The organism is Paenibacillus sp. JNUCC-31, from assembly GCF_014844075.1.
Taxonomy (GTDB): Bacteria; Bacillota; Bacilli; order Paenibacillales; family Paenibacillaceae; genus Paenibacillus.
Genome location: NZ_CP062165.1, coordinates 2,248,593 through 2,275,274, shown reverse-complemented (window position 1 = coordinate 2,275,274; position 26,682 = coordinate 2,248,593). Strand labels below are relative to the sequence as shown.

20 protein-coding genes and 1 riboswitch are annotated in these 26,682 nt (G+C 47.6%); of the genes, 15 read left to right on the top strand and 5 right to left on the bottom strand.

Annotated features, from left to right (window positions below; all coding sequences use genetic code 11):
* Positions 1-73 precede the first annotated feature (73 nt).
* Complete coding sequence (locus JNUCC31_RS09895; RefSeq protein WP_192270818.1) at positions 74-562, top strand: NUDIX hydrolase; 489 nt, start codon at positions 74-76, stop codon at positions 560-562.
* A gap of 280 nt (positions 563-842) precedes the next feature.
* Here JNUCC31_RS09895 and JNUCC31_RS09890 read toward each other — a convergent pair whose 3' ends face one another.
* Together JNUCC31_RS09890 and JNUCC31_RS09885 are read right to left on the bottom strand one after the other, a co-directional pair.
* Entirely contained in the window at positions 843-1,040 is a 198-nt protein-coding gene (locus JNUCC31_RS09890; RefSeq protein WP_053779005.1) for a hypothetical protein, read from the bottom strand.
* Positions 1,041-1,184: 144 nt separating this feature from the next.
* Positions 1,185-2,351 carry an ROK family protein gene (locus JNUCC31_RS09885; protein WP_192272912.1) on the bottom strand — a complete coding sequence of 389 codons (1,167 nt, stop codon included), beginning with the start codon at positions 2,349-2,351 and terminating at the stop codon, positions 1,185-1,187.
* 199 nt (positions 2,352-2,550) lie between these two features.
* Between JNUCC31_RS09885 and xylA the strand changes: the two genes are divergently transcribed.
* The 8 genes from xylA to JNUCC31_RS09845 all read left to right on the top strand — a co-directional run bounded on the left by xylA (position 2,551) and on the right by JNUCC31_RS09845 (position 14,775).
* Entirely contained in the window at positions 2,551-3,867 is a 1,317-nt protein-coding gene (gene xylA / locus JNUCC31_RS09880) for a xylose isomerase (protein ID WP_062325883.1), read from the top strand.
* 424 nt (positions 3,868-4,291) lie between these two features.
* Positions 4,292-5,785, top strand: a complete 1,494-nt coding sequence (xylB, locus tag JNUCC31_RS09875) for a xylulokinase (RefSeq protein WP_192270816.1) — start codon at positions 4,292-4,294, stop codon at positions 5,783-5,785.
* A 277-nt stretch (positions 5,786-6,062) separates the two neighbouring features.
* Positions 6,063-6,779: a glycosyltransferase gene (locus JNUCC31_RS09870; RefSeq protein ID WP_228469602.1), complete on the top strand. Its 717-nt coding sequence runs from the start codon at positions 6,063-6,065 to the stop codon at positions 6,777-6,779.
* Positions 6,780-7,753: 974 nt separating this feature from the next.
* Positions 7,754-8,824 (top strand): glycosyltransferase family 2 protein, encoded by a 1,071-nt coding sequence (locus tag JNUCC31_RS33910; protein ID WP_192272910.1) that lies wholly within the window; start codon positions 7,754-7,756, stop codon positions 8,822-8,824.
* A 260-nt stretch (positions 8,825-9,084) separates the two neighbouring features.
* Positions 9,085-9,717, top strand: coding sequence for a bifunctional 4-hydroxy-2-oxoglutarate aldolase/2-dehydro-3-deoxy-phosphogluconate aldolase (locus JNUCC31_RS09860; RefSeq protein ID WP_192270815.1), 633 nt, complete (start codon positions 9,085-9,087; stop codon positions 9,715-9,717).
* A gap of 173 nt (positions 9,718-9,890) precedes the next feature.
* The gene (locus JNUCC31_RS09855) at positions 9,891-10,841 is read left to right on the top strand and encodes an alpha/beta hydrolase (RefSeq protein ID WP_228469600.1); all 951 of its coding nucleotides are present in this window, start codon (positions 9,891-9,893) and stop codon (positions 10,839-10,841) included.
* 201 nt (positions 10,842-11,042) lie between these two features.
* A complete protein-coding gene (locus JNUCC31_RS09850; protein WP_192270814.1) occupies positions 11,043-13,442 on the top strand; it encodes a YcdB/YcdC domain-containing protein in 2,400 nt (799 codons plus the stop codon).
* Positions 13,443-13,647: 205 nt separating this feature from the next.
* Complete coding sequence (locus JNUCC31_RS09845) at positions 13,648-14,775, top strand: transglutaminase domain-containing protein (protein ID WP_192270813.1); 1,128 nt, start codon at positions 13,648-13,650, stop codon at positions 14,773-14,775.
* Positions 14,776-14,915: 140 nt separating this feature from the next.
* Here JNUCC31_RS09845 and JNUCC31_RS09840 read toward each other — a convergent pair whose 3' ends face one another.
* Together JNUCC31_RS09840 and JNUCC31_RS09835 are read right to left on the bottom strand one after the other, a co-directional pair.
* Positions 14,916-16,382: an amino acid permease gene (locus tag JNUCC31_RS09840; RefSeq protein ID WP_192270812.1), complete on the bottom strand. Its 1,467-nt coding sequence runs from the start codon at positions 16,380-16,382 to the stop codon at positions 14,916-14,918.
* Positions 16,383-16,506: 124 nt separating this feature from the next.
* Positions 16,507-16,726: riboswitch (Lysine riboswitch) on the bottom strand.
* 141 nt (positions 16,727-16,867) lie between these two features.
* Positions 16,868-18,010 carry a virulence factor gene (locus JNUCC31_RS09835; RefSeq protein ID WP_192270811.1) on the bottom strand — a complete coding sequence of 381 codons (1,143 nt, stop codon included), beginning with the start codon at positions 18,008-18,010 and terminating at the stop codon, positions 16,868-16,870.
* Between the two features lie 227 nt (positions 18,011-18,237).
* On the opposite strand from JNUCC31_RS09835, the gene JNUCC31_RS09830 reads away from it, so the two are divergent.
* Positions 18,238-18,708 (top strand): hypothetical protein, encoded by a 471-nt coding sequence (locus tag JNUCC31_RS09830; RefSeq protein ID WP_192270809.1) that lies wholly within the window; start codon positions 18,238-18,240, stop codon positions 18,706-18,708.
* Here JNUCC31_RS09830 and JNUCC31_RS09825 read toward each other — a convergent pair.
* Entirely contained in the window at positions 18,702-19,403 is a 702-nt protein-coding gene (locus tag JNUCC31_RS09825; protein ID WP_192270807.1) for a response regulator transcription factor, read from the bottom strand. The genes JNUCC31_RS09830 and JNUCC31_RS09825 overlap by 7 nt on opposite strands.
* A gap of 384 nt (positions 19,404-19,787) precedes the next feature.
* Between JNUCC31_RS09825 and JNUCC31_RS09820 the strand changes: the two genes are divergently transcribed.
* The 5 genes from JNUCC31_RS09820 (at position 19,788) to JNUCC31_RS09805 (ending at position 26,581) form a co-directional block, all read left to right on the top strand.
* Positions 19,788-22,598 (top strand): ATP-binding protein, encoded by a 2,811-nt coding sequence (locus JNUCC31_RS09820; RefSeq protein WP_192270805.1) that lies wholly within the window; start codon positions 19,788-19,790, stop codon positions 22,596-22,598.
* A gap of 326 nt (positions 22,599-22,924) precedes the next feature.
* A complete protein-coding gene (locus JNUCC31_RS09815; protein WP_192270803.1) occupies positions 22,925-24,271 on the top strand; it encodes a cytochrome ubiquinol oxidase subunit I in 1,347 nt (448 codons plus the stop codon).
* Positions 24,268-25,302: a cytochrome d ubiquinol oxidase subunit II gene (locus tag JNUCC31_RS09810; RefSeq protein ID WP_192270801.1), complete on the top strand. Its 1,035-nt coding sequence runs from the start codon at positions 24,268-24,270 to the stop codon at positions 25,300-25,302. Before JNUCC31_RS09815 ends, JNUCC31_RS09810 begins: the two co-directional genes overlap by 4 nt.
* Positions 25,299-25,508, top strand: a complete 210-nt coding sequence (gene cydS / locus JNUCC31_RS34070) for a cytochrome bd oxidase small subunit CydS family protein (protein WP_379385812.1) — start codon at positions 25,299-25,301, stop codon at positions 25,506-25,508. The genes JNUCC31_RS09810 and cydS overlap by 4 nt, the downstream gene beginning before the upstream one ends.
* A gap of 71 nt (positions 25,509-25,579) precedes the next feature.
* Positions 25,580-26,581 carry an MBL fold metallo-hydrolase gene (locus tag JNUCC31_RS09805; RefSeq protein WP_192270799.1) on the top strand — a complete coding sequence of 334 codons (1,002 nt, stop codon included), beginning with the start codon at positions 25,580-25,582 and terminating at the stop codon, positions 26,579-26,581.
* Positions 26,582-26,682: the final 101 nt, after the last annotated feature.

Below are 26,682 nucleotides of genomic sequence, written 5' to 3'. Positions count from 1 at the left end.
ATTCACAAAGGCAGGAAAGTACGGAAACCATGTGGAATAAATATACAAATTCATCTTATTTGGAGGTTGTAAAATGGCGTTTCCGACACATATTGTATCTGCAGGCGGAATTGTAGAAGATGGAACTGGAAATATCCTTTTAGTAAAAGCCCATGACGATGGTTGGGTGTATCCTGGTGGGATAACTGAAGTGGGAGAAAACCTGATTGATGGCGTGATTCGTGAAATCAAAGAGGAAAGTGGAATAGACGCCACGGTTAGCCATTTAATTAGTGTTGTTTCGAATACAGCAATCCATAAGTGGTATGACGGTGTGACGGATGTCCCTACAAAGGTCATGTTTGATTTCGTGTGTAAAGCTGTAGGTGGAGAGTTAGCTACTTCTAATGAAACGAGCGAATGCAGGTGGGTTCCAAAGGAAAATGTCCTGGATTTGATTACTTTACCTGGAATCCGTATGCGTTATGAAGCTTATTTGAACTTTAACGGCTCTGTGAATTATTTGGAGTATGTCACTGCGACAACGACAGAATTTAATGTCAAGCTTCAAAGGAGTGTTTAGTTGTACGAGGGATCGTGTATTGAACTAATGGGAAACGTTATTTTAATGTTGACTAGCTGCGTTTGTGATTATAGTAATCCATACGTATTGGAAGCATAAGTGTGCATTTTGGCAACCTTAGGGGTTATGTTCAGAAGGGACCACACACTCAATTGTCCACCAAATTCCAGCTAGTCTGCATTATAAAAATCCCCTATCGCAGCTACAACAGAGCACATGTTTCATGAACTCTTTTGTGGATGTAAAAGGGGATTTGGTGTTAAAATCCAACATATTTTATCTAAAAAAAGATACTCATAAAGGTCTGAAATACAACATAAACCAGTACGCCTGACAGCATGTACATGAAACCAGCCTTCTTTTTGCTCTGAAACAGTCGAAGTATGCCAAGGCTGAACAGGGGCGCAAGCACGATCAGGAACAGGAGTACGGTGACAAACATTTGCGCCGAGATATCTGAAGTATCCACGTAGGTCACGAATTTTCACTCCGTTTCGTTATCGGATTAACACGGCGACATTGATGTCGCCATGACAAAAATCACATAACCCTATTATACCTCTGGATTTCTTTAACAAAAAGGGAGGAAATGGGGCAAAATGATGTCAATTTTCATTGATTATTAGACGGACACTCTTATTTTACCTAGAAATTGGGAAATTGCTGAGTAAGCGGCACCAACACGTGTGGACCGACTGCCGAGAGCAGCCCATTCAATTTGCAAACTGCGGCGGTGATAGGGCAAAGTACGTTCCTCCACCACTTGTTTCAACGCCGTTTCAATCCAGGGTCCTGCTTCAGAGAGAGGGCCGCCGATAATGATGCGCTCAGGATTGAAACTGTTGACAATATTGGTGATGCCAATCCCCAGTTTGCGGCCGATTTCCTGGTATAGTTTCAATACATCTTCATGTCCTTGCTGTGCATGGTCAATCAATTCCCGTGTGGTATGTGCCGGCAAAAGCAACTGATGATCGGGGTGCTCATAAGCTTTCTCCGAAGCATATAACTCCCAGCAGCCACGATTGCCACAGGAGCAAGGTCTGCCTTCTGCTTCAATGGACATATGGCCTGTTTCTCCTGCATATCCCCAAGCGCCTTTGTACAGCTCGCCATCCACCATAATACCTGAACCAATCCCGATGCCTGCACTAATGTAGATCAGATGACGAACTCCGATGCCCGCACCAAAGTTTAACTCTCCATGAGCACCAGCATTCGCTTCATTATCGATTGTCACAGGCAGATCGAATGCTTCCTCAAGCAGGACACGCAGGGGGACCTTTTCCCATCCCAGGTTGGGTGCAAACAGCACCGTTCCTTCCTCGTCCACCATACCCGGCACCCCGATACCAATGCCAATCACCCCGTGAGGGGAAGGAGGGGCTGCATGAATCAGATGTTCTGCTGCAAGTTTTAACTGTTCAACTACAGAGGACACATCGTGATGCTCCAGCTTAACGGCGTACTCTGTGATAATATGACCTTCCAGATCAGTAAGTACACCCTTTAAATGGGTGACGCTGAGTTCCAAACCTACGGCATATCCCGCTGTCCCGCGAAATAGCAGCATCAGAGGTTTGCGTCCACCGCTGGATTCCCCAGGGCCAATTTCCTGCAGAAGCTCATCATGGATCAGATCGGCAACCAGATTGGAAACCGTGGCTTTGTTCAGCCCTGTAATCTCGGATACCCGTGCACGGGAGAGGGGGGCATGACGCCGAATCGTATCCAGGACGATCGACTTGTTTATTTTTTTGACCAGCATCTGGTCTCCGGTAATTTTCATATCCATAAGGCACTCCTATTCTTCTATAAAAGGGTTCAGACCCGTTATCCGTAAACAAGCTATTCGACTATTATAGCGTAAACAAACCCGCAAAAAAAATTTAATTTTTACTTTGTTTAACCAATAGACAAAGTAAAACCGATGTGTTAGGATAACGTTGTAAACGATTACTTTTAAAACTATTGAGGAGGCATTTACCATGGCCTATTTTGAATCCGTTAATAAAATTTCATTCGAAGGTAAAGATTCCACGAATCCATTTGCTTTTAAACATTATAATCCCGAAGAAGTGGTAGCCGGCAAATCAATGGAAGAGCATTTCCGTTTCGGCATGGCTTACTGGCATACATTAACAGCGGGTGGTAGTGATCCGTTTGGTGCGGAAACAGCTGTTCGTTCTTGGGATAACTACTCCGGTCTGGACCTCGCGAAAGTACGCGTTGAAGCGGCATTTGAATTTTTGGAAAAAATGAATCTCCCGTTCTTCTGCTTCCATGATGTGGACATCGCACCAGAAGGCAACAGCCTGCGTGAGTTCTACAGCAACATCGATACAATCGTTGACCTGATTGAAGGCCACATGAAATCCAGCGGCAAAAAGCTGCTCTGGAATACAGCGAACATGTTCTCCAACCCACGCTTTATGTTTGGTGCAGCTTCTACTTGCAACGCAGACGTATACGCTCATGCTGCAGCCCAAATCAAGAAAGGTCTGGAAGTGGGTAAACGTCTGGGCGCAGAAAACTATGTGTTCTGGGGCGGTCGTGAAGGTTATGACACATTGCTCAACACAGACATGCAGCTGGAGCAAGACAACATTGCCCGCATGTTCCACATGGCAGTAGACTACGCGAAGGAAATTGGCTTTGATGCACAATTCCTGATTGAGCCTAAACCAAAAGAGCCAACTAAACACCAATATGACTATGATGCAGCAACTTCCATTGCCTTCTTGCAAAAATACGGTTTGGACAAACACTTCAAACTGAACCTGGAAGCGAACCATGCTACACTTGCTGGTCACACATTCGATCACGAAATCCGCGTTGCCCGCACAAACGGCATGCTCGGTTCCCTCGATGCTAACCAAGGCGACATGCTGATTGGTTGGGATACGGATGAGTTCCCGGTTGATATGTACGATGCGACATTGACGATGTATGAAGTATTGAAAAACGGCGGTATCGGCCGTGGTGGTGTGAACTTTGACGCCAAAGTACGCCGTGGTTCCTTCGAAGCAGATGATCTGTTCCTGGCACACATCGCGGGTATGGATACGTATGCAAAAGGTCTGAAAGTGGCTGCAAAATTGATTGAAGATCGTGTATTCGATGACTTCATCGAAAAACGTTACAGCAGCTTCAGCGAAGGTATCGGCGCAGATGTGGTTGCAGGTAAAGCAACACTGGCTTCCCTTGCTGAGTATGCACTGAACAACGAAAGCCCACGCAAAAACCAATCCGGACGTCAGGAATTGCTGAGAGCCAAACTTAACCAGTACATTCTGGCTGACTAATACCGGTTAGGCGGTTTAATGGATGTATATCCATGAGTTAGGCGTGTGTAGGCGTATATAGTGAAGTATTCACACCAGCCTAACACAAGGCTTGTACTACGGAACGCCTGAACAAGCATGACATTCGGACCGTCCCCGACTTTCCCCTGGGAAGGCGGGGGCGGTTTTTTTGATTAAACAAACAACGCGGTTTTTTAGTTTCTGATATAAATGTTTGTCTAAGATGTTGCATGCAGAACGGAGTGAGCAGAAAGGACCCGAGGAAGCGGAGCGTTCGCATTTATCCCCGGATTTCTCCCTTGCTAAAGGGTATAAAGGAAATCTGGGGGTAACGGCGATCCGAGGGTTTTCTGATCACGGAGTGCCGACATGAGCATCAAGGTTTCATTTATACAATCCTGTTACAAACGAGAGGAGTTAACTCATGAGTTACGTAATTGGTGTCGATCTGGGAACAAGCGCAGTCAAAACAGTGCTGGTTAACCGTGAAGGGAAAGTGGCGTTTGAAGCATCTGAGGCATACCCGTTATACCAGCCCAAGGCTGGATACAGTGAACAGAATCCCGAGGACTGGGTAGAGCAGACCATTGTCTCCTTGCGCAAATTGCTGGAAGTGTCTGGCGTACATCCTTCGGAAATTGAAGGGTTGAGCTTCTCCGGACAGATGCATGGATTGGTATTGGTGGACGCTGAGGGTAAACCGCTGCGTAACGCCATTTTGTGGAACGATACACGCACAACGGCGCAGTGCCGCCGCATCGAAAAAGTGCTGGATGGCAAGCTGTTAAGCATTGCCCGAAACCGAGCGCTTGAAGGTTTTACATTGCCGAAAATCCTGTGGGTACAGGAGAATGAACCTGAACTGCTGCAACAAGCGGCCTTGTTCCTACTGCCGAAGGACTATGTACGTTATCGCCTGACAGGTGATTATGCCATGGATTATTCAGACGCAGCTGGCACATTGCTGCTGGACGTTGCTGGCAAGCAATGGAGCAAGGAGATCGCGGAAGCTTTTGAACTGCCGGTATCCTTGTGTCCGCGATTGGTCGAATCATTTGAGGAAGTGGGCACGTTGCTGCCTGGGATTGCCGATCAAACAGGACTTGCAGCATCAACCAAAGTATATGCCGGTGGTGCGGACAATGCGTGCGGAGCCATTGGCGCAGGCATTCTGAGTGAAGGACAGACGATGTGCAGCATCGGAACGTCTGGCGTTGTACTTTCCTATGAAGAGCGGAAAGATCTCGATTTTGAAGGCAAAGTTCACTTTTTTAACCATGGTGAGAAAGATGCCTTCTATATTATGGGGGTAACCCTTGCGGCAGGATACAGCTTGTCTTGGTTCAAGGATACATTTGCTGCGGACAAATCATTTGATGTGCTCTTACAGGGAATTGATGCCATTCCTCCGGGCAGCAACGGATTGTTATTCACGCCATATATCGTTGGCGAGCGTACGCCGCACCCTGATGCAAATATTCGGGGCAGCTTTATCGGTATGGATGCAGGGCACAAGCTGGAGCACTTTGGACGTGCTGTGATGGAAGGAATCACATTCTCCCTGCGGGAATCGATCGATATTCTGCGTGGAGCAGGCAAAACGGTCAATGAGGTTATCTCCATTGGGGGCGGTGCCAAAAATGAAGCCTGGCTGCAAATGCAGGCCGATGTCTTCAATGCAACCATTGTGAAGTTGGAGAGTGAGCAGGGTCCTGCGATGGGCGCGGCGATGCTGGCGGCTTATGGCTGTGGCTGGTTCCCAACCTTGCAGGAATGTGCAGCAGCGTTCATTCGTCCGGCCAAATCCTATACGCCTAACCCGGAAGCAGTGAAGGTGTATGATGGACTGTTTGCATTGTACCAAGAGGTGTACGGGCACACACGCAGCTTGAATGACCGTTTGGCAGCGTATCGTTAATTTAAATATTCAGACAGAGCAAAAGCATCCGCGAAAGCGGGTGCTTTTTTTATGGGGAAGATGCTTGATGGTCACAACGAAAATGTGATAAGCGACGTGAAAGGTTTGGACGTCTGACATAACCATAATCTGGATATGCATACATTGGATATAGAGGATCGTAATCCGTCCAGACAGATGCTTTGATACCGAATAGTTCAACAGATATATGTTTCAACCCATTAAAGATTAGGCGTATAAAACGATTGGGTATCCATGCAAGCATGGAGGTGAAACTTTGGATGAACGAGAGGAAGCGGAAAGGCCGCATATTACTTTGTCCATGATCGTCCGTAATGAAGAGCACAGATATCTCAAACAGGCGTTGGAAACGCATCGGTCCTGGATAGACCGGGCAGTAATCATAGATGATGGAAGTACGGACGGAACCGTAGCCATGTGCCGTGAACTGTTGAGCAGCATCCCACTCGTATTGATAGAGAACCCGGCTTCGCGTTTTTCCGACGAGGTGAGCCTCAGGAAGCAGCAATGGCAGGAGACGGTGGCTACCGAACCGGAATGGATTTTGAATCTGGATGCCGATGAAATCTTGACGACTGATTTTGAGGCTGATCGGAACCAACTGTTGAGCGGAAGTGAGGACGCCATTTATTTCAGGCTGTTCGATATGTGGAGTGAGACCCATTATCGGGAAGACGAGTACTGGCAGGCCCATGCGTATTATCGGCCATTTCTGGTCCGATATCGCCCGGAGTGGAGCTATGAGTGGAAGGAAACTCCACAGCATTGCGGCCGTTTTCCACTAACCATTCAACATTTTGCCTATGGATGCCATGCTCCTCGAGTGAAGCATTATGGCTGGGCACGCCTGGAGGATCGGGTACGTAAGTTTGAGCGCTATCAGGCGCTTGACCCGGATGCCAGATACGGTTGGAAGGAACAGTATGAATCCATTCTGGATAGCGAGCCTAGATTGTTACCGTGGTCGGAATAAGGAGAGGGGGATGGAATACGTTGAGAGATGACCAGCTACGCAAACCAAGCCGGGAGTCCAAAGAAACTCAGGAATCCTTAGAATCCCGTGAACGTAAGGATCAGCAGGAACCAATGAAAGAACGGATTCTGATTGCAAGTCCTGTTCGACAGACGGTTCTTGTGCTCCGTGAGTTTCTTGACTCTCTAATTGCCCTTGAGCGAACAACGGTAGAGACTGATTATTTGTTTGTGGACGATAATGAAGAGGAAGCAGCATCCCATATGCTCGAAGAATTTGTACTCCAGTATCAAGGCACCATTCTTGGAGCAGATAGCGATGACGAAGGTGGTAGCCCGGAAAAGGGAAAATACACTAAGGATGAAGGAGGACATTATTGGCGGGATGCACAGATCTGGCGTGTTGCGGGGCTGAAAAATCGTCTTCTGACTTATGCCCGTGAACAGAAGTACGATGCCGTATTCCTGATTGATTCCGATCTTGTCCTGCATCCCCGCTCGCTGGAGCAGCTAGTTTCCACTGGCAAGGAGATTGTATCCAATATCTTCTGGACGCGCTGGCAGCCGGGTACAAGGGAGATGCCGCAGGTCTGGTTGCAGGATGAGTACGCCCTATATCGCAAGAGAGGCAAAGCCATCACCGGGCAGGAGGCAGAGGATGAAACTACACAGACGGATGCTTTTCTGAGGCAATTGCGAATCCCGGGCTGTTACGAGGTAGGGGGTCTGGGGGCATGTACTCTTATTCGTAAGAATGTATTGGATTCCGGGGTGTCCTATGATCAGATTCCGAATGTATCGTTCTGGGGGGAAGATCGTCATTTTTGCATTCGAGCCCAAGCCCTAGGATTTCAATTATACGTGGATACACACTTTCCTGCCTATCACATCTATCGACTATCCGAGTTGCCTGGCGTGGCTGCTTATAATCGCAAGGCGAGACGTGGAGAAGAGACCGTTAGTATTTCGCTATGTATGATCGTGAAAAATGAAGAAGCTTCCCTCGCCAGATGTCTGGATTCGGTTAACGGGATCGCAGACGAGATTGTGATTGTCGATACGGGCTCGACGGATCAGACCCGACAGATCGCAGCACGCTACACGGAACGCATTATCGATTTTGAGTGGGTGGATGATTTTGCGGCGGCCCGGAACTTTGCTTTTGAACAAGCGACATGTGAATATATATTATGGCTGGATGCCGACGATGTGTTCGAACCGGAGGACCGGTTGAAGCTTATTGAATTGAAACGTTCCCTTGATCCAGCAGTAGACAGTGTCACCATGGATTATCATCTGTCCTTTACAGCGGAGGGGAAAGTGGCCTACAGTTTGCGGCGAAATCGGCTGGTCCGGCGGGATCGGAATTTTCGCTGGATTGGTGCGGTGCATGAATATCTGGAAGTGGCAGGACATCTGATGCATAGTGACGTGGCCGTTACACATAAGAAGGATAAGGAATATACAGATCGCAATCTAAAGATATACCGCAAACGGGAAAAGGCCGGAGAGGAGTTCCCCCCGCGTGATTTGTACTATTTTGGAAACGAGCTGAAAGATCATGCAGAGTATGCGGATGCGGTGAACTATTATGAGAAATTCCTGGACACGGGGCTGGGCTGGGTGGAGGATCAGATTGCAGCTTGCCAAAAAATAGCTGATTGCGAAGCTGCGCTTGGACGTTCGGAGCAGGAAGTTTCGGCCTTGCTGAAATCCTTTGCCTATGATTTGCCGAGGGCAGAGATTTGCTGTCGTTTGGGAGGTTATTTTGCCGATCGTGGAGATTATCGCAAAGGCATATTCTGGTATGAACTGGCGACCCGGGCGATACGCCCGACAGATCCAATGGTTGTATTGAATGAAGCTGCTTGGACATGGATGCCACACCTACAGTTATGCGTTTGTTATGACCGGATAGGCAATAGGGTGAAAGCGAAAGAGCACAATGATATTGCTATGACGTACCATCCCACACATCCGAGCATGCTGTATAATGACAAGTATTTTAAGGATCTGGAGAAGGAAAGTATTCTGGAAAAGGCATAGCGTATACTCATGCCCGTTGTAGGCATATCAAACCTCTCTAATGGAATTGAATGGGTGAATTTAACCCTTTTCCATGGAGAGGTTTTCATGTTGCGATGTATCTGGATACCCGATATCGATCACCACTTATCCTCATAGAAAATTGGATCAAATGATTTCATCCCGGGGACGATATGCTTTACAATAGTAACTAACGGAAAAGCGGTGATAACAAGTACTTGTCTTCGGCTGCCGAATCTATGAAACAAGGGGAAGTTGGCATGAATCTGACGGAAGTATTATTACAATCGAGACTGGTGGCTATCGTTCGTGGTATTAGCCGGGAATCTGCTCTGGCAGCAGGGCAGGGGATGACAGATGGAGGAATCCGTCTGATGGAAGTGACCCTTAACACACCTGGAGCACATGATATTATTGCAGACTGGCGTTCACGGCATGAGGGTAAGGCTTATGTCGGAGCAGGTACGGTACTGAACGTGCAGATGGCCAAAGAAGCGGTCGCAGCAGGGGCTCAATTTTTGGTGTCTCCAAATGTCGATCTGTCCGTTATTGAATATGCTGTAGAACATGGCGTGGAGATCTGGCCCGGGGCGATGACGCCAACGGAGATTGTGGCTGCATATGAAGCAGGGGCACAAGTGGTGAAGTTGTTCCCCATGGCAAGTCTGGGTATTCCGTATTTACGTGAAATCAAGGCTCCACTGAATCATATCCCGCTGCTTGCAACAGGAGGAGCCACTCTGGATAACATTGCAGATTATTATACCGCGGGTGCCGCAGCAGTGGGCCTTGGAAGTGCACTTTTGCCACGAGAAGCACTTGCAGCAGGCAATAAAGAGCAGATTGCCGCTTGTACACGTGCATTTGTTGAAATAGCTCAAATCGAAGGGTGAGGAAGGGAATTAACGGAATTGGACTTAACCAACCATATATATCAGGGTATAAGGGTATATATGAGATGCTCCTGAATCCATACATTATATAAGAAGTGATGTGGATTAACGTTCTGTTGATCATGCTGTCGTATGATGGAGTTATGCCATACACCGGAGAGGAGTGAAACCCAGTGAAAGCTAAAACAATGATTGGCGGCATGATTGCTGTTGCAGCAGTTACGGCGGGTGGTTTATGGAAGGCGGCCGTAAAGAGTCAGACACCGAAAAAGATTCCGATTACGCTCACACCACCCATGCCTTTTGAAGACGTAACCTTTGACAGTGGTGGTGGTCGGGTACACGGCTGGTTTATTCCTGCTGAGGCTAGTGTCCCGAAACCATGGCCGCTGGTCATTATTGCCCACGGCTGGGGCTCCAATCGCTCCCGAGTCCTTCGTTATGCACGTCCCATCTGGGAAGCAGGGTATGCCCTGTTTATGTATGATGTTCGCAGCCATGGAGCCAGTGATCCAGTCAAAGCAGCCTCAGCCTACCTGTTTCGTGACGATCTGTTATCCGCTTTACAGTATACGACGTCTCGTCCGGAGATTGACCCTGCGGCAATCGGTGTGCTGGGGCATTCTCTGGGCGGGCTGGGCACCATTCTCGCGGTGACCGAGGGTATTCCTGTATCAGCGGTGATTACAGACTCGATGCCATCCCAATTCGAGGTTATCGTCAGTTCGGAGCTGAGACGGCGGCGCCTGCCTCTGTTTCCGCTGGCCCAGTTGATTCCGCGAATCTGGTTCTGGCGGCTTGGTGAATCTCTGAAAACGTATCGCCAGCGCGATCCGGTGATGATGCTGAATGAGCGGCGTAAGGGAGTGCAGCTGCCGATGCTTATGGTTCATTCCAAAGGAGACAATTTTATTCCCCCGAGCGAACTTGAATATTTTATGTCCAAGGCCGATCCGCCTGTGGAACATTTGTGGGTCAATAGTGGAGGACATAGCTGTTCTGAAGAAGATCCTGCATTCTGGGAAGCAGTCATTCCATTTTTGAAAAAATATGTTCAGGTGCAGTCTCAGTCAAATGAATTGGTTATACCGAACGTCAATATAGAGAAAATCCAGCCCACTTGATGCTCAGGCTGATTGTTGAAACGCCAACCCGGTTGGCGTTTTTTTGCTGTTCAGGACGATTTGCAAAAATTCTCATTTGTAAAATTGTTGGGAAAACGACGATTAAAAAGGAAGCTTATGGTATCATAGAATAGACTGGCAATATTCATGCGAGGTTATTTTCATGCATCCTTGTATGAAATTGAAGGGAGAGGTCCAGATTTGAGCTTTGATTGGAATTTTAATGTGCGATTCAAAATGTTTACAGCCAAAGCGGCTACAGCAGCCATGGCCACATTGCTCCTGGCATCACAGACACCAGGGTTTTCAGGCAGTGTGTCGGCAGCGACAGCGGAACAGGTGACAGAAGCCGCAGCGGGGGAAAATGAAAAACAACTTGGACTATTAGACAACGAGGTGCCTGAAGGAGCCAACATCTCCTCCAAGCAAGCGAGCGAGAATATACTGAAATTATTTCCGTTGCTAGAAAAGGCGACGATCTCATCCGCACGATTTGATTCACCCAATTCTTTTCCGCCACCGGATTATAAGGCATGGGATATTGGATTTGAACTGCGTGAAGGAAACCGTTCCACCGGATTCAGCGCAACAGTACATGCAGTCACAGGGGAAGTGCTGAGTGTACATTTGCCTTCGGAGTTGTTGGAAAAACAGTTTTCCGATTCAGAGAAGAAATTGACAAAGACCGAAGCGAAAAAGCAGGCAGATGAGTTTCTGTACAAGGCTATCCCGAATCTGAAGGAAGATAGTTTTGTTGCCGTTGCTGAGCCGTATGCGAACAGTGTGCAGCAATCCCTGTTTGGCCGAACAGAGTATACCTACAGCTATCAGTTGAAGCATGAAGGCTTGGTATCCGAGGCTGAAACAGCCTACATAAGTGTAGATCAGAGCGGATTGGTGACGGGCTATTCACGAACTACCATTGGAGCTGAATATCCTTCATCAAAGGCGGTAATTCCAGCGGATCAGGCTCAGCAGAAGTTCGAGGAAGAGTTCGATATTCAATTGGCCTATATTAGCGAAGAGCGTTTTTCTTCTCGCAACGGCCAGAAGTATTACTTGGGATACACGCCGAAGAACTCAACTGTTAATGCACTTGATGCGAATACACTGGATCGGATCAACAGTATGACAGGTGACGCCATTGTCCAGGACGTTTCCCAGGAGGACAAACCTCTGAAAGGCAGTGTAGCTGCTTTTACTCCGAATACGGGATCGAAACTGAATGCTCAGCAGGCAGAGAAGCTGGTCAAAAAGAGTTTTAATATTCCGGAAAGTTATAAATTAGAGTATAGCCAGTTAACCAAAGGGAGTTTTGCAAGCCCTAACCATCAGGTCTGGAGCCTAAGCTGGAGCAATCGCAATGCAAGTGCGTCTTATATGTTCATGAGAGACATATCAGCACAAGTGGATGCGGCAACCGGACAGATCTACAGTGTGAATATTTATCAGCGTATAATGCCCGGCATGGAGCAGGAGAAGTCCGATACGGAAGTGAAGGGCAAGACCGTGACCAAATCTCAGGCGGAGAAATTGGCTGTCAATACAGTCATCTCCCTTGTGCCGGATGCAAGCAAGCAATTCCGACTTTCAACGGTGCTTGAATTGGACGATGCACGCACGTTTATATTCCAGCGGTACCTAAACGGAATTGTGGTTAAGGATGATACGGTTCAGGTACAAGTTTCCAATGATGGAACGATCACTGAATATTATTCGATGGTTGCTGCAGCGCCAGAGCAACTGCCGACGGATGTCAAACCGGCCATCAGCTATGAGAAGGCCAGGGCGACCTACCTTGAAGAATTCAAATTGGTACTGGCCTACTCACGTTATGGAGGGTTCGGCATGGGCAATGGTGAAGCCGTTCCTGTGGGTGTGAAGCTTGCTTACATGCCTACTCGTACCGACAGTCCGTTGACTGGCATCACGTATGAAGTGCTTGATGCCAACACAGGAGAATGGAAACCGATGTACGGCAGCACAAGTGGGACAGTCCAGGTTACAATCAGCGATATTAAGGGGCATGCCGCCGAATCTGATCTTCAGAATATGATACAGCATGGTGTACTTATTGCAGATGAACAGGGACGTGTTTTCCCGGACCGAGTCATTACCAAGGGAGACTGGTTCACCTATCTGGCAAGAGCAGTTAATCCAAATTTGGATGTGTATTACAGCGGAGACGGGGAAGGCAATCTGTATGCTGACATCACCCCGGAAAGCCCATATTACCAAGCTGTTCGTACATTGATCGATCAGCGCTGGTTAGCGGGTGCCGATCCCAAGTCGAAGTTGAATCCAGAAGAGGAGATGACTCGTGAAGAGTTGGCAGTATTGCTCGTGCGCATATTGCGCTATGAGAAATTAGCCGGATTCTACACGTTGCCTTCAGATCTTCCGAACCTGGCAGATGCCAGCGCGGTCAACAATAAGGGAGCTGTCTCCCTCAGTATCAAGCTGGGATTGTTGCCTTCGATCGATGGCCGCTTTATGCCTGCGCGTAAAGTGACAGTTGCCGAAGCGGCACAGGTATTGGAACGACTTGCCAAGCTTCAAGGCAAGACGGATACCTTTATGAACGGAAATCGCCTGTATTGAGTGAATCGAAGCGAGCAGCATATTTGCCCGGAACGATCATAAGATGAGAATAACGGGCAGATTCAGTTTATTTTGCTGAAGACAAGGGGGACCTTCTGCGGAAGGTCTCTTTTGATGCTTTTCGACAAAACTAGAACCCTGCCGTCATACCGTTTTGTGATACAATGAGGCATGAGAATTTTGCGAAGAGAGGTGGTATCCTTTCATGGGCAAGCATGGAAAACGAGTGATAACCCTGCTTTTGGCTGGCTGTCTGGTTGCTGTGGCGCTGCCGCATGCGATTGATCTGGATCAGCTATATGCGGCGTCGGGAACATCAGATATATCCACGAATACCGATCTTCGAGAGACGTTGCTTACCGCGATGTCACAGCGAACGGAGGAACTTGTTTTTACATACAAAGGCAATGTGAAAGGCCTCAAGAAGCAGTTGCAGAGTTCCATTGACGAAGCGATGACCAGCGATCCCTACATTCAATATACCGTTAAAAGCTATGCATTTAACTATAAAGGCTCCAACGTATCCGCTGAGGTACATGTGAAACTGGCATATCGGGAAACGAAGGAACAGACCGATTATGTCAACCGTAAAGTAACCAATGTGCTGAAAGAAATCATCGTGCCTGGCATGACCAATCATGAGAAGGTCAAAGCCATTCATGACTGGATTGTGCTTCATCTTTCCTACGATACATCCTTGAAGAAATATACTGCGTATGACGGGCTTGTTACTGGCAGCACCGTATGTCAGGGATATTCATTGCTGGCTTATCGCATGCTGGAGCAGGTGGGTATAGACAATCGGATCGTGGAGGGAACGGCTGGCGGGCAACTGCACGCCTGGAATCTCGTGAAGCTGGATGGTAAGTGGTACCATATGGACACGACGTGGGATGATCCTACTCCTGACCGCAAAGGGAAGGTAAGTCACAGTTACTATTTACTCAGTGATGAGGAGATGGCACGAGACCATGTCTGGACGGCCAAAAGCAGGTATCCTGCTGCACCTGATCCTTATCGGGAAGCTTTGCAAAATCTGGTGAAGACCAGTGGAAGCAAAGCAGCTGTGTATCAGAAGTTGTATCATACCCTGGAATACTCGCTCTATGACGAGAGTGATGCTGTCAGTGGCCATTCCGCACTCAAGACCAAAGTGCAGGGTGTGCTCAAGGATGGAGGAACTTCACTGACGTTCAGGTACAAAGGCACCGAGACGGGACTGGTGGAGGACTTGCAGAATTTGTATCAGCTTGGCATGAAATCGATATCGTATTACGTGTCCAAAATAGAGGGCACCGTCGATCTGCGTGTGAAGATTACCTGGACCATGTAGTAGCAGGTTGTGTCATGATTGTATATAACGTTGAACAAGGGCGCTCAGAGGATGAGCGTCCTTTTTGGTGAGCAGATGGAGCCTGGGCAAACCAAACGGGCAACATGCTCTCCTTTGGAAAGAATGCTGCCCGTGGATCATCATTCCGCTGACGGTGTAAAGTCACATTCCTGAAGCGGAACGACTTTGGTTTTTTTAATAAATTTATAACCCAGCCATAACACAAGGAACAAGGGTACGCTCAAGTAAGCAACGAGTGCTCCGCTCCAATCAATCTGATCGCCTGTGAATGCCTGATAATTCTGCCCGATGATCACGATGATACAGAGTACAAAGGCAAAGATCGGACCAAACGGGAACCAGCGTGCACGGTAGGGCAGGTCGTTCAGATCACGTCCCTGAGCCACATAGGCACGGCGGAAGCGGTAATGGCTGATGGCAATGCCAAGCCAGGTGATAAAGCCACACATACCGGATGCATTGAGTAACCATGTGTATACAATACCATCACCGAACAGGGAGGCCAGAAATGCCAGCATGCCCACTGCTGTAGTCAAGAGCAGGGCGTTCATTGGAATGCCCTTTTTGTTCAGCCGTGCCAGGAAGCGAGGTGCCTTGCCGTCACGGGCAAGAGCGTACAGGACCCGGCTGGAAGCGTACATGCCTGAATTCCCGGCAGACAGCACAGAAGTCAGAATAACAGCATTCATGACCGAAGCAGCAATGGCCAAACCTGCTTTTTCAAAGACAAGAGTAAACGGACTGACCCCGATGTTATTCAGGTCCCCTTTGAGCAGATTCGGATGGGTGTAAGGAATGATCAGACTGATGACTGTAATCGCCAGAATGTAAAAAATCAGAATACGCCAGAACACCTGCCGAATGGCACGGGGAACATTTTCACGCGGGTTTTCACTTTCACCGGCTGCAACACCAATGAGCTCTGTTCCCTGGAAAGAGAACCCGGCGGCCATAAATACCCCAAGAACCGCGAAGAATCCGCCATGGAAGGGTGCATCTCCTATCGTAAAGTTGCTAAACCCAACTGCTTCTCCACCCATAATACCGAAGATCATGAGCACGCCAACAGTCAGAAAGATGATGACCGTCGCGACCTTGATAATAGCGAACCAGTATTCGGATTCGCCGTATCCTTTAACGGACAGCACATTCAAGGCAAAGATCAAAACAAGAAACAACAGACTCCACAACATCGATGAGCTGTCAGGGAACCAGTATTTGATGAGCACGGTTGCGGCAGCAAGCTCAGCCGCAATGGTAACGGCCCAGTTGTACCAGAAGTTCCAACCCATGGCGAACCCAAGAGCTGGATCGACAAACCGGGCAGCGTACGTATTGAATGAACCGGAATCGGGCATGAAGGTAGCCAGTTCCCCGAGACTGGTCATTAAGAAATAGACCATGATGCCGACAGCCGCGTATGCAATCAGTGCACCGCCGGGTCCAGCCGTGGAGATGGCGGTGCCGCTGGCGAGGAACAGTCCTGTACCGATGGAGCCACCCAGGGCAATCATGGTCATATGACGTGCGCGTAGCCCTTTTTTCAAGGAAGGTCCTTTTGTTGTTTGGTTGTTGCGGTCTTGCATGGAAACACTCCTTCATTCAGCGTACTGATAATATCAGATCTATGACGATATAACGATATAACACAAAAGACCGCAGGCATAAGCCCGCGGTCTCTATATCAATCGCCCGCACCTTGTCCCAAATGTTTAAGATAGCTCAACACAGAAGAATTCATACCCTCCGGAGAAGGCATCTTATTCTTCCGTGACAGTTCTGCGCCTTTCGGCAACAGCCCCAGCCGCGCTGGACAACGTAAGGAACCGTCCTGCGGGCTTCGGCGGGTGCACCTTTCGGCTGAATTCATAAGCGGCTCCTTAGCGCCTCCTTCAGCGTACTGATCGCACCCGCGACCTCTACCTCACCATCAATGGATGAGGTGTATCTATTGTCTATGAAATTAAATAACAGAACGTAACACTCCATGTTCTGTATAGTAAACAGACAATCAGTATAACGCTCATGGTATTCCAGTGCAATAACAATTGTTGGATGTGAATCAAAAGGCCTATTCGGACTTCTTGTTACGTCCAGCCATTTGCTGCCACACGGTTCCAGCGGCCTGTTCCCCGGATTCAATCCGCTCCAGGGCCATCTTGGCTTGCAGGCTGACTTCAAACTCAGGGTCTTCGGCTGCATTCCGCAATGCCTGCTCTGCTTCTTCCGTTCCCACTTCGTACAGGAAACGGGCAGCACGCCAGCGTACAAGCTTGCTTTTATCGGTTAGCGTGGCTGTCATGGCTGCCGTTGCCTTAGGGTCACCGATATCGGAGAGGGTATCCCCGGCAGTGCGACGAACAGCGGGTGAACTATCCTTCAGCGCTTCGTACAGTAGCTCCATGGCTTCCGGTGTACGAATATCACCAAGATATACGACAGCAAGGCGGCGGATCTGCATTTTACTGTCATGCAGGGCACGGGCAACGAGTGGCAGCCTTTCCGCTGTAGGCTCCATGCCATCCAATGCTGCGTAGCGAACATTCCAGTCTTCACTTTGCAGGGCCACTTCAAGCTCAGCGCCATCTAACTGGCGGCGACGTTCCACGAATTCTTCCGTATTGGTTCCATGCTCGATGGCTTGTTGAATCACTCGCTCCAGTCGCTCCGGTGGATACGCTGCCTCTAACTCCTGTTCGACTTCTCTTGCGATATCAGGCAACTCTCCGTAACGAACGCCGTAATCACTTAGTTTCCGTTCCTTGATCAGCGTTGCGCTGGCAACTTCGGTCACGGCCTTGACGAACCGATCCGAGAGCGAGATTCGTTCTTCCTTTGTGCCCGCTTTGACCCGAATCTGCATAGGCACACCTCTGAAGAATTGAACAAATACCTGGGCTTCTCCGAAGTGCTCACCAGAGGCATCTTCCGATTCGATCCAGTCCAGATCCATGCCTTGCTGACCCAGACGGCTCTGGACTTCGCCAAGGATAACGGACCAGTCCGCATTTCCCTTGCGGTCCAGGGCTACGAAGTCGGTGGTATGAAATACACTCTTTACACCGGGGATATGAAGCATCTGCCGAATAAATGCTGGAGCAGATCGCTCATTATCCAGCGTATATGTTTTGCGGATCCCGTCCTCCAGACGCTCATCCAGATGCAGCATCATCGTATTTGGACTGGGTGTTGGTTCAATGGAAACAATATTCATCGGTTCATAACCTCCTGTACCGGATTCATCCATAAACTTCCCGTCATCGCACGGGTATTTATCTATTTTACATGATTGTGTTGAAACTACGAAATAGTTGGGCGAAATTTACACGTTATGTGAAGAAATACGTAGGTAGTTAACACTTCTTTCATGTTCACGCACAAACATTTTTAAACGGAAGCTGACATAATTAAAAAGAAAGAAATAACTGGAGGTTATAATCGATGGAACCAATTACAGTACTTTCGGATGGAAACCGTAGTATTGCCTATGACCCTATTATTCAAATGTATTATGAATACATGTCAGACAAGCAAGGCGATTCGGCAATCAACATAAGAAAGAACACAAGGGAGATGGCCTGGTCGGAGTGGGGCGCATCCCGTTACTGTATTATTGATTATCAGGACGCCGGGCAAGCCGTCTCGGCAGCAAATGCAATCCGGGCATTTATGCCCCATATTCCGTTACTGGTGATTACGGATTTTAAATCCCTGATTCGCAAGCGTCATTTGCAGCGTATTACGGGTACAGGTGTAATGAAGATGGTCCTATGGCAAGAAAAAGAGCCTCAAAAGCTGGTCATGGAAATACAGCGGTGGCTGCATTCCTGTGCATATGAAACAAAAAACAGCCCTATCCTCAACCCTATCGATGCGACAATGACAGAGAGGACAGGGCCCTTCAATTATTGAATGACATATTTATATCCCGTTCCCCAAACCGTCTTGATATATCTCGGGTTTTTGGGGTCGGATTCAATTTTTTTACGCAGGCTGGAAATATGCACATCGATTGTACGATCCAGATACGCCCGCTCGGAGCCTTTGATTCGATCCATAAGTTCGTTACGGGTGAATACTTTGCCTGGATTCCTGTACAATTCCTTCATAATTTCAAATTCAATATGAGTGACCTCGATTTCAATGCCATCGACAAATAAGGTTCTTCTGTACTCATTCACACTGACATGCCCGGCGACCTCAGCAGGTTTATCCATTTTGGCAGGTTGATCCGGGTAGGAAATGGCTGATCTTCGCAGCAATGCTTTCATTCGTGCATCAAGCTCTTTAAGACTAAAAGGTTTGCATAGAAAATCATCGGCACCATTGTGTAATGCTCGCAGCCGATCATTCAACAAGGTGCTGGCCGATATCATCAGTATGGGTACAGTCGAGTGTTGACGAAACGCTTCAACCAGATCATTGCCGTCCGTCTCAGGCAGCATTAGATCAGTCACCACTATATCGGGCTGGAATCGTGGGAAAAGCTCTAGTGCTTCGCCTGCATGATGAACCCGTTCAGTTATGTAACCTTCCTCCTCAAGAAAGAAAGCAATCATATCGGCCAGATTTTTCTCATCTTCTATAAGAAGTACTTTGATAGACATTGGGGTCACACTCCTGATGAAAAGAATTTATTAAGATACTTTTATATAAATGTCGTAATTTGTTTAGAAATACTGCAAATTTTTAATTTTTTAATGTTTGTATTCCAAAATATAGGATGCTATGTAGTTTGAACTATAATGGTTGAGCCAAACTTCAGTATATTACCATGAATGTAGCTGATTTGCCGATCATTCAAAATTTCCCAAAGCTACATGGGGTGTTAATTACAGTATAATGTATCAGAACGATTTAAGGGGAAAAAAGTAGATTTACGAGCTTTAATTCATAGGAGGAACCAACGTTTTGTTGAATGCTAATCTAGAAACCAGTCACGAGGGCAACTGCTTATGCTCCATATAAAGGCAAAAAAGGTGTTGGAGTGGATGGTCTTCAAACTTCGGATACCCTGGTTCTCTACTGCGATACTTATTGTTCTTGGGACTATGGGAAGTATTTATCCGCTGACTCTATTTTACGGAGTCCAACTGATGTTTGGCAGTGCAGCCGCACTGATTGCTTTGCGTTTACATGGAGGTGTATACGGATTCATCGCCATGGCAGCGATTGCTTCATTGAATATATTATGCACGGGTCTGCTCCCGAACAGCTTGTTTATCCTAGGTGCTCACTTCATTGAATTGATTTGGATGCTGGGATGGCAGCTGCGCTGGAAAAACGGGAGTATCATGAAAGCCAATACATCGTTCTGGGTTGTAATGTTACTGCCTGTAACCTGTTATGGGTATTTCATGATGGGCATGCAGCTCGAAGAAATAAAGTATGCTTATATGCATATCGCTGTGATCAGCATGGTCAACGCGCTGATTGCAGGCATTGTAGTGGATTTCTGGATCACAAACGGGGAGCAAAAGTCGAAGCGGACTGGAACCATCCCGCTCAAAAGGATTGCTTTCAAATATGTGGTTGCCTTTGTAGTCGTTGTTTCCCTTGCCCTGTTATCGGCGGATAGCCGCAGACAACTAAGTCAAATGAACGATACGATACTATTCAATCTGAAGCATGCCGCGAATGCGGTTATCCAGGACTTGAATGAACAATATCTAACCAATGAAAACATGCATCAAAGTATGAAACGCTATCGTTATCTGCTCGATGTAAACGTCATTATTCTCGATCAATATGATAACGTAATTATTTCAGGACTGGATACTCTTCAAGTCGGGGAGCATCTGGATATGAACAGATACCATATACTGAAGCCGGGAGAAAGCACCATCCTATTTCGTTCCGGGGATGTTTATTATAGCGATGTCCTAACGCATTGGAGGCAGGCTTCGTTTATGTATGAAGCAGATAGGACAACAAGTACCCCATATCGGGTGTTGGTTGAGACCAACTCAGCCAATTATTACACGCGGATTGAGTCGATTTATCTGACTACGCTTCAATCTCTGTTTGTTATCTTTGTGGCCTCCATGATCGTGGCTGCTCCGCTCAGCAAAAAAGTCGTAAGTCCTTTGAAACGGCTTACCCGGATGACGGGTTCTCTTCCTCGGCTGCTATTTCGGAATGGCAAGATGGATTGGCCGACCAGCCACGTAACCGAAGTGCAGATTCTGATAGGCAATTTGCGTAAAATGGCCGATGTGCTCCTTGGACAATTCGAGCAGATACGTCAGGACAAGCTCACGCTGGAGGACCGGGTCAGAGAACGGACCAAAGAGTTGAAGAATAGTGAGGAAATTAAACGTGCCATTATTGATTCATCGATTGATGCCATTATTGCTGTGGATTTAAACGGGTTGATTATAGAGTTTAATCCCGAAGCCGAAAGAATGTTTGGACTGAAAAGGGAAGAGGTTGTATTCGAGAAGGAAGCCCCATCCCTTTTTCAGGGAGCGAGTTGCGTCGAAATCAAGGGAATGCTGAATCAATTCGAGTATATTCGTGGCAAAAGGCATGTTATTGTCGAGGAGATTTCAGGTATTCGCCGGGACGGCTCCGTATTTCCAATAGAATACAAAATTGTGGAAATTCAGTTAGGCAACAACGAAACGCTTTATAACTTGTTTATTAAGGACATTACCGAGCGTACAAGGGCCGAGGAAGACCGTGTCCGTCATGCCCTTGCTTTGGAAAAACTGAATGCAGAGCTGCTTAATGAAAAAGTAGCTATTCAGGAACAGCGAGATATTAGCGAGCAATTCATTGAATCTGTTCGAGAAGGCTTGGTCATGTCAGATCGTTCAGGTACAATCACAATCGTCAACAGAAGAGTTGAAGAGATGTTTGGCCTTGGGAATTTTTCGGGCAGATCGATTGAAGACTTGGCTCAAGTTATTGATACCAGAGTATTAACTGCTGATTTTAATTTGGCAGAACAGACTCGCGCATTTCTGAACGGAGAAAGGGCCTTTGTTGAGACTGAGTTTATCTTTAATGACGCCGGGAAAAGCGTATTTTCCTTGTATATGAAACAAATGGACGTCCCGGGTAAGAACCATGGATTTCTCCTGGTGTTCCGTGATCGTACAGAGGAAGAACGTCTGAATCGTATGAAAAACGAACTGATCAGTGTGGTGTCGCATGAACTTCGTACGCCTGTAGCGACCATTATGGGTTATGTGGAGTTAATGATGATGTATGATCTCCCGGACTCGCAACGTCAGGAATTCATGGATACCATTTCTTCGGAAGGAGCACGACTGAGCAGCCTGCTGGATGATGTGCTGGATATCCAGCGTCTGGATAACGAAAGCATGACCTACCACATGACATATGTGCCATTGCTTGAACTGGTTGAGGGGGTGGCTGAGCAATGGAACATGACATCCATTCAGCGCATCCATGTGCATGCGTTTAATGGGGACTTTTTTGCTTATGCCGACCGGAATCGGATGATTCAGGTGTTACATAACCTGATCGGCAATGCTGTCAAGTATTCACCTGGAGCGGAGAGAATTGACATTACACTATGGGAAGAACAGGAATGGTTATGCATCGACGTGCGTGATTATGGAATAGGTATTCCCGAGAACGCACAGGACATGCTGTTCAAGAAGTTTTATCGTGTGGACAATTCGGGTCATCGTCAGATTGGTGGAACCGGTCTAGGGCTTTACATTTCTCGCAACATTGTAGAGGATCATCACGGTACCCTCACTTTTATATCTGCGCCAGATAAAGGAAGTACCTTTAAGGTTCGACTGCCCAAGCTGGATGAATTGGTATAAGGCAAGAAAGGTCTTTATTGGATAGGATGCTTGCATCTTAAAAGATAGAGGCCTTTTTTTGTTTTTTCAGAATTTCCCGGATAAAAAAACAGGTTCTTTTGCAAACTGTCTATAGAGCCATAATTTGCATTACATGCAAAAGGAGGACGGCAGGTCTATGTTCCGTAAACAAGAGAAAACCCTTATTATCGTCTGCCTGGTCGCAGCCGTAATCGTGCTGTATGCCGTTGTCAAAAGTATTATTCGGATCATGAGTTATTGAGGCATATCATCACACAGGCGATTGAAGTCGTACATAACGATTATGTGAAAGAGGAGTGTAACCCATGTCATCCCTGGACCCTGTTCTGCTCAGCCGGATACTGACCGGTCTTACCCTGTTTGTGCACATCATTTTTGCCTCTATCGGCGTAGGTGTTCCACTCATGATCGCTTTGGCTGAATGGCGCGGACTGCGCACCAATGATATTCATTACACCTTGCTGGCGCGCAGATGGGCGCGTGGTTTTGTCATCACCGTTGCCGTTGGTGTCGTTACAGGCACCTCGATTGGTTTGCAGCTCAGCCTGCTGTGGCCCATGTTTATGCGAGTAGCGGGGCAGGCGATTGCCTTGCCACTGTTCATGGAGACGTTCGCCTTTTTTGTGGAGGCCATCTTTCTTGGGATCTACCTTTACACATGGGACCGTTTCAAAAAGAAATATACGCATATGCTGCTGCTGATTCCGGTGGCTCTGGGATCCTCCGCTTCTGCGATATTCATTACAACGGTGAATTCTTTCATGAACCAGCCTCAAGGGTTTACCCTGATTAATGGCATCATGAAGGACATCCATCCGATTGCTGCTATGTTGAATCCGGCTACGCCAACCAAGGTATCTCATGTGCTCGCCTCGTCGTATACATTAAGCGCAGGTATTTTGGCGGGCATCGCCGCGTTCAGTTTGCTTCGGGGTCGGGATCATGTCTATTACAAAAAAGCACTGAAACTCACAACGGTATGTGCGCTCGTATTTGCGGTCAGCACCGTTATGATCGGAGATTCTTCCGGTAAATTTCTGGCGAAGTATCAGCCGGAGAAGCTTGCAGCGGCAGAGTGGCACTTTAAAACGATGACGAAGGCGCCGCTGGTTTATGGGGGGATTCTTGACGAGAACAATGAAGTCAAATACGCCATTGAGATTCCCTATGCACTGAGCATACTGGCCGGGAATAGACCAGACACGGAAGTGAAAGGGCTTGAAGAATTTCCGGCTGATCTGAGGCCGCCGTTGTCCATTCACTATATGTTTGACCTGAAAGTAACGACCGGCGTGATCATACTGCTGATCCCGGTGCTCTATGTATTCCGCCGCTGGCTGCCAGGGCGCAAGCCTTATCCCAAATGGCTGCTGCTCGGGATTGTGTTTCTGGGGCCGCTCGCGATGATTGCGATTGAGCTGGGATGGATGTTCGCCGAAGTTGGCAGACAGCCATGGATACTGCGCGGTTACATGAAAGTGTCGGAAGCGGCGACAACGTCTACGTCCGTAGGCTGGATGCTGGTTCTGTTTATCCTGCTGTACCTGATCCTTTGCTTTTCGGCGATTCGGGTGCTTAGCAAGCTGTTCCGTAACAAGGAAGCAGAGAAGGAACTGGAGTCTCTTGGCCTGGAAGGAGGGATCCTCCATTGAGCTTTGAAATTGCAGGCATTGCGATTTTATGGACGTTTCTGTTTGGATACCTGATCGTGGCTTCGATTGATTTTGGCGCTGGATTTTTCAGCTTCTACAGCATATTAACCGGACACGAGAACAAAATTCATAACATTATTCAGCGCTATCTTTCACCTGTATGGGAAGTGACGAATGTGTTTCTGATCTTTTTTGTTGTCGGGCTGGTCGGATTTTATCCGGATAGCGCTTTTTATTATGGGACAGCATTGCTTGTTCCAGGATCATTGGCGATTGTACTGCTTGCCATTCGGGGCGTGTATTACGCCTATAATACCTATGGAAACCATGGGCAGAACAGCCGGATCTATATGGCACTATACGGGGCGACCGGATTGTTGATCCCAGCGGTGTTTTCCACTATTTTGGCAATATCCGAAGGTGGAATTATTGAGCAGGTGGGCGATCAGGTATTTTTTCGCTGGCGTGAGTTTCTGACAAATCCGTACACCTGGTCTGTTGTATTGCTTGCTTTGGTAAGCGTGCTATATATTTCAGCGATGTTTCTTTCCTACTATGCCATGCGGGCAGAGGATGAGACAGCATTTGAAGTCCTGCGGGAGTATGCGCTTCTATGGAGTCTGCCTACCATCTTTGCCAGCTTTCTGGCGTTTTTGCAAATCAACAAACAGAATCCCGCACACTTTGAGCAGATGTTGAATATCTCATGGATGTTCATCGCATCGTTTGTTTGTTTTGTGATCGCCGTCTCGCTGGTATGGAAACGTAAATATATGGGCTGGTGCTTTATCGCCGTCATGCTGCAGTTCGCCTTTGCCTGGTACGGTTATGGGCGCTCGCATCTTCCATACATTCTGTATCCCTACATTAATGTTTACGACAGCTTCACCAACAAGACGATGGGTATTGCGCTCATTACGGCGTTCAGCCTGGGACTGCTGGTGCTCATTCCTTCACTCGTGCTCATTATGAAGCTGTTTCTGTTTGATGCCAATTATGTACGGGGTAATGCTGGCAAAAAGAAAGGATGAGACCGTTCATGCTTCCCAACATGCTTTTTAATATCTTTTCGTGTTTGTTTTTTATTTCGCCTGCAGGAGTGACAGGTATCCCCGGTATAACAGGGTTGAGTTTTTTTGAGACCTTTACCATTATGTATGCCCCACCACTGATCATTGTGGCTGCAATTGCGTTTTTGTTCATTTATTTGGCAAAGTGCAAAAATCCAAAGGACTGATTCGTTGGTACGCACTTTCCAATTCGGGGTAATCTTTTGTTAAGATACAAGGAGGGGAGGAGGGCCCTTTCATGCCGAAAATCCGTTATAACAATATTGATAATGTAAGTACGGACAAAACGCTGAAGGAATTCAAGCAATGGAGGGAGCAGCGGCGCAGTAAGGTTAAGGATTATTCCTACTCCGTGCCCAAGCACCCACCTGAACTGGATTATCTGCACGCCAACCGGGCGGAAACCACGATTACCTGGATTGGGCATTCCACGTTTTTTATACAATATCATGGATTAAATATCGTGACAGACCCGGTCTGGGCCGAAAAAATGGGATTTCAACGCAGACTCGGTGCCCCTGGCATTCCGATTCAGGATATTCCACCTTTGGATATCATTCTGATCTCACACTCCCATTATGATCATTTGCATCTCGCATCGCTGCGAAAATTGGTAACGGCCAAGACGCTGATTATCGTTCCCGATGGGCTGAAGCGCAAAATGATGCGCAAAGGATTCCATCGGTGTCATGAGATGAAATGGTGGGAACATACTACGCTTGGCGGGGTCAAAATAACCTTCGTACCTGCGCAGCACTGGACGCGCCGAACCTTATTTGACACCAACACGTCCCATTGGGGCGGTTATGTGTTGGAACAGAATCACCCCGTAGCAAGGACGGATGATTCATTAGATTCGTCGGATGTTCGTCCTCCTGGCGGTCCGCCAGTGATTTATTTTGTAGGGGATACAGGATACTTTCAGGGATTCAAAACGATTGGTGAACGGTTCGACATCGGTGTTACTTTGATGCCGATTGGCGCGTACGAGCCGGAATGGTTTATGACCTCCCAACATGTGACCCCGGAAGAAGCATTGCAAGGCTTTGTAGAAACGGGTTCCCAGCTTATGGTCCCCATGCATTATGGAACGTTCAAGCTGGCGGATGACACACCGAAGGAAGCACTCGATCGAATGGAAGTGGAACGAGAACGATTGGGAATCAACGCAGAACGCATTCGGGTACTGGGACATGGCGAGACGCTCCGCATTCGTCACGAAGAAAGTAAACAAGACTAACAAAAGTGAGCCAGATATGCTAATGTAAGGGTATACCCGCATGAACGGTACATTTACCAAATCTTTAACGATTAAAAAGCGGCCAATTTTCGAATTTGCCG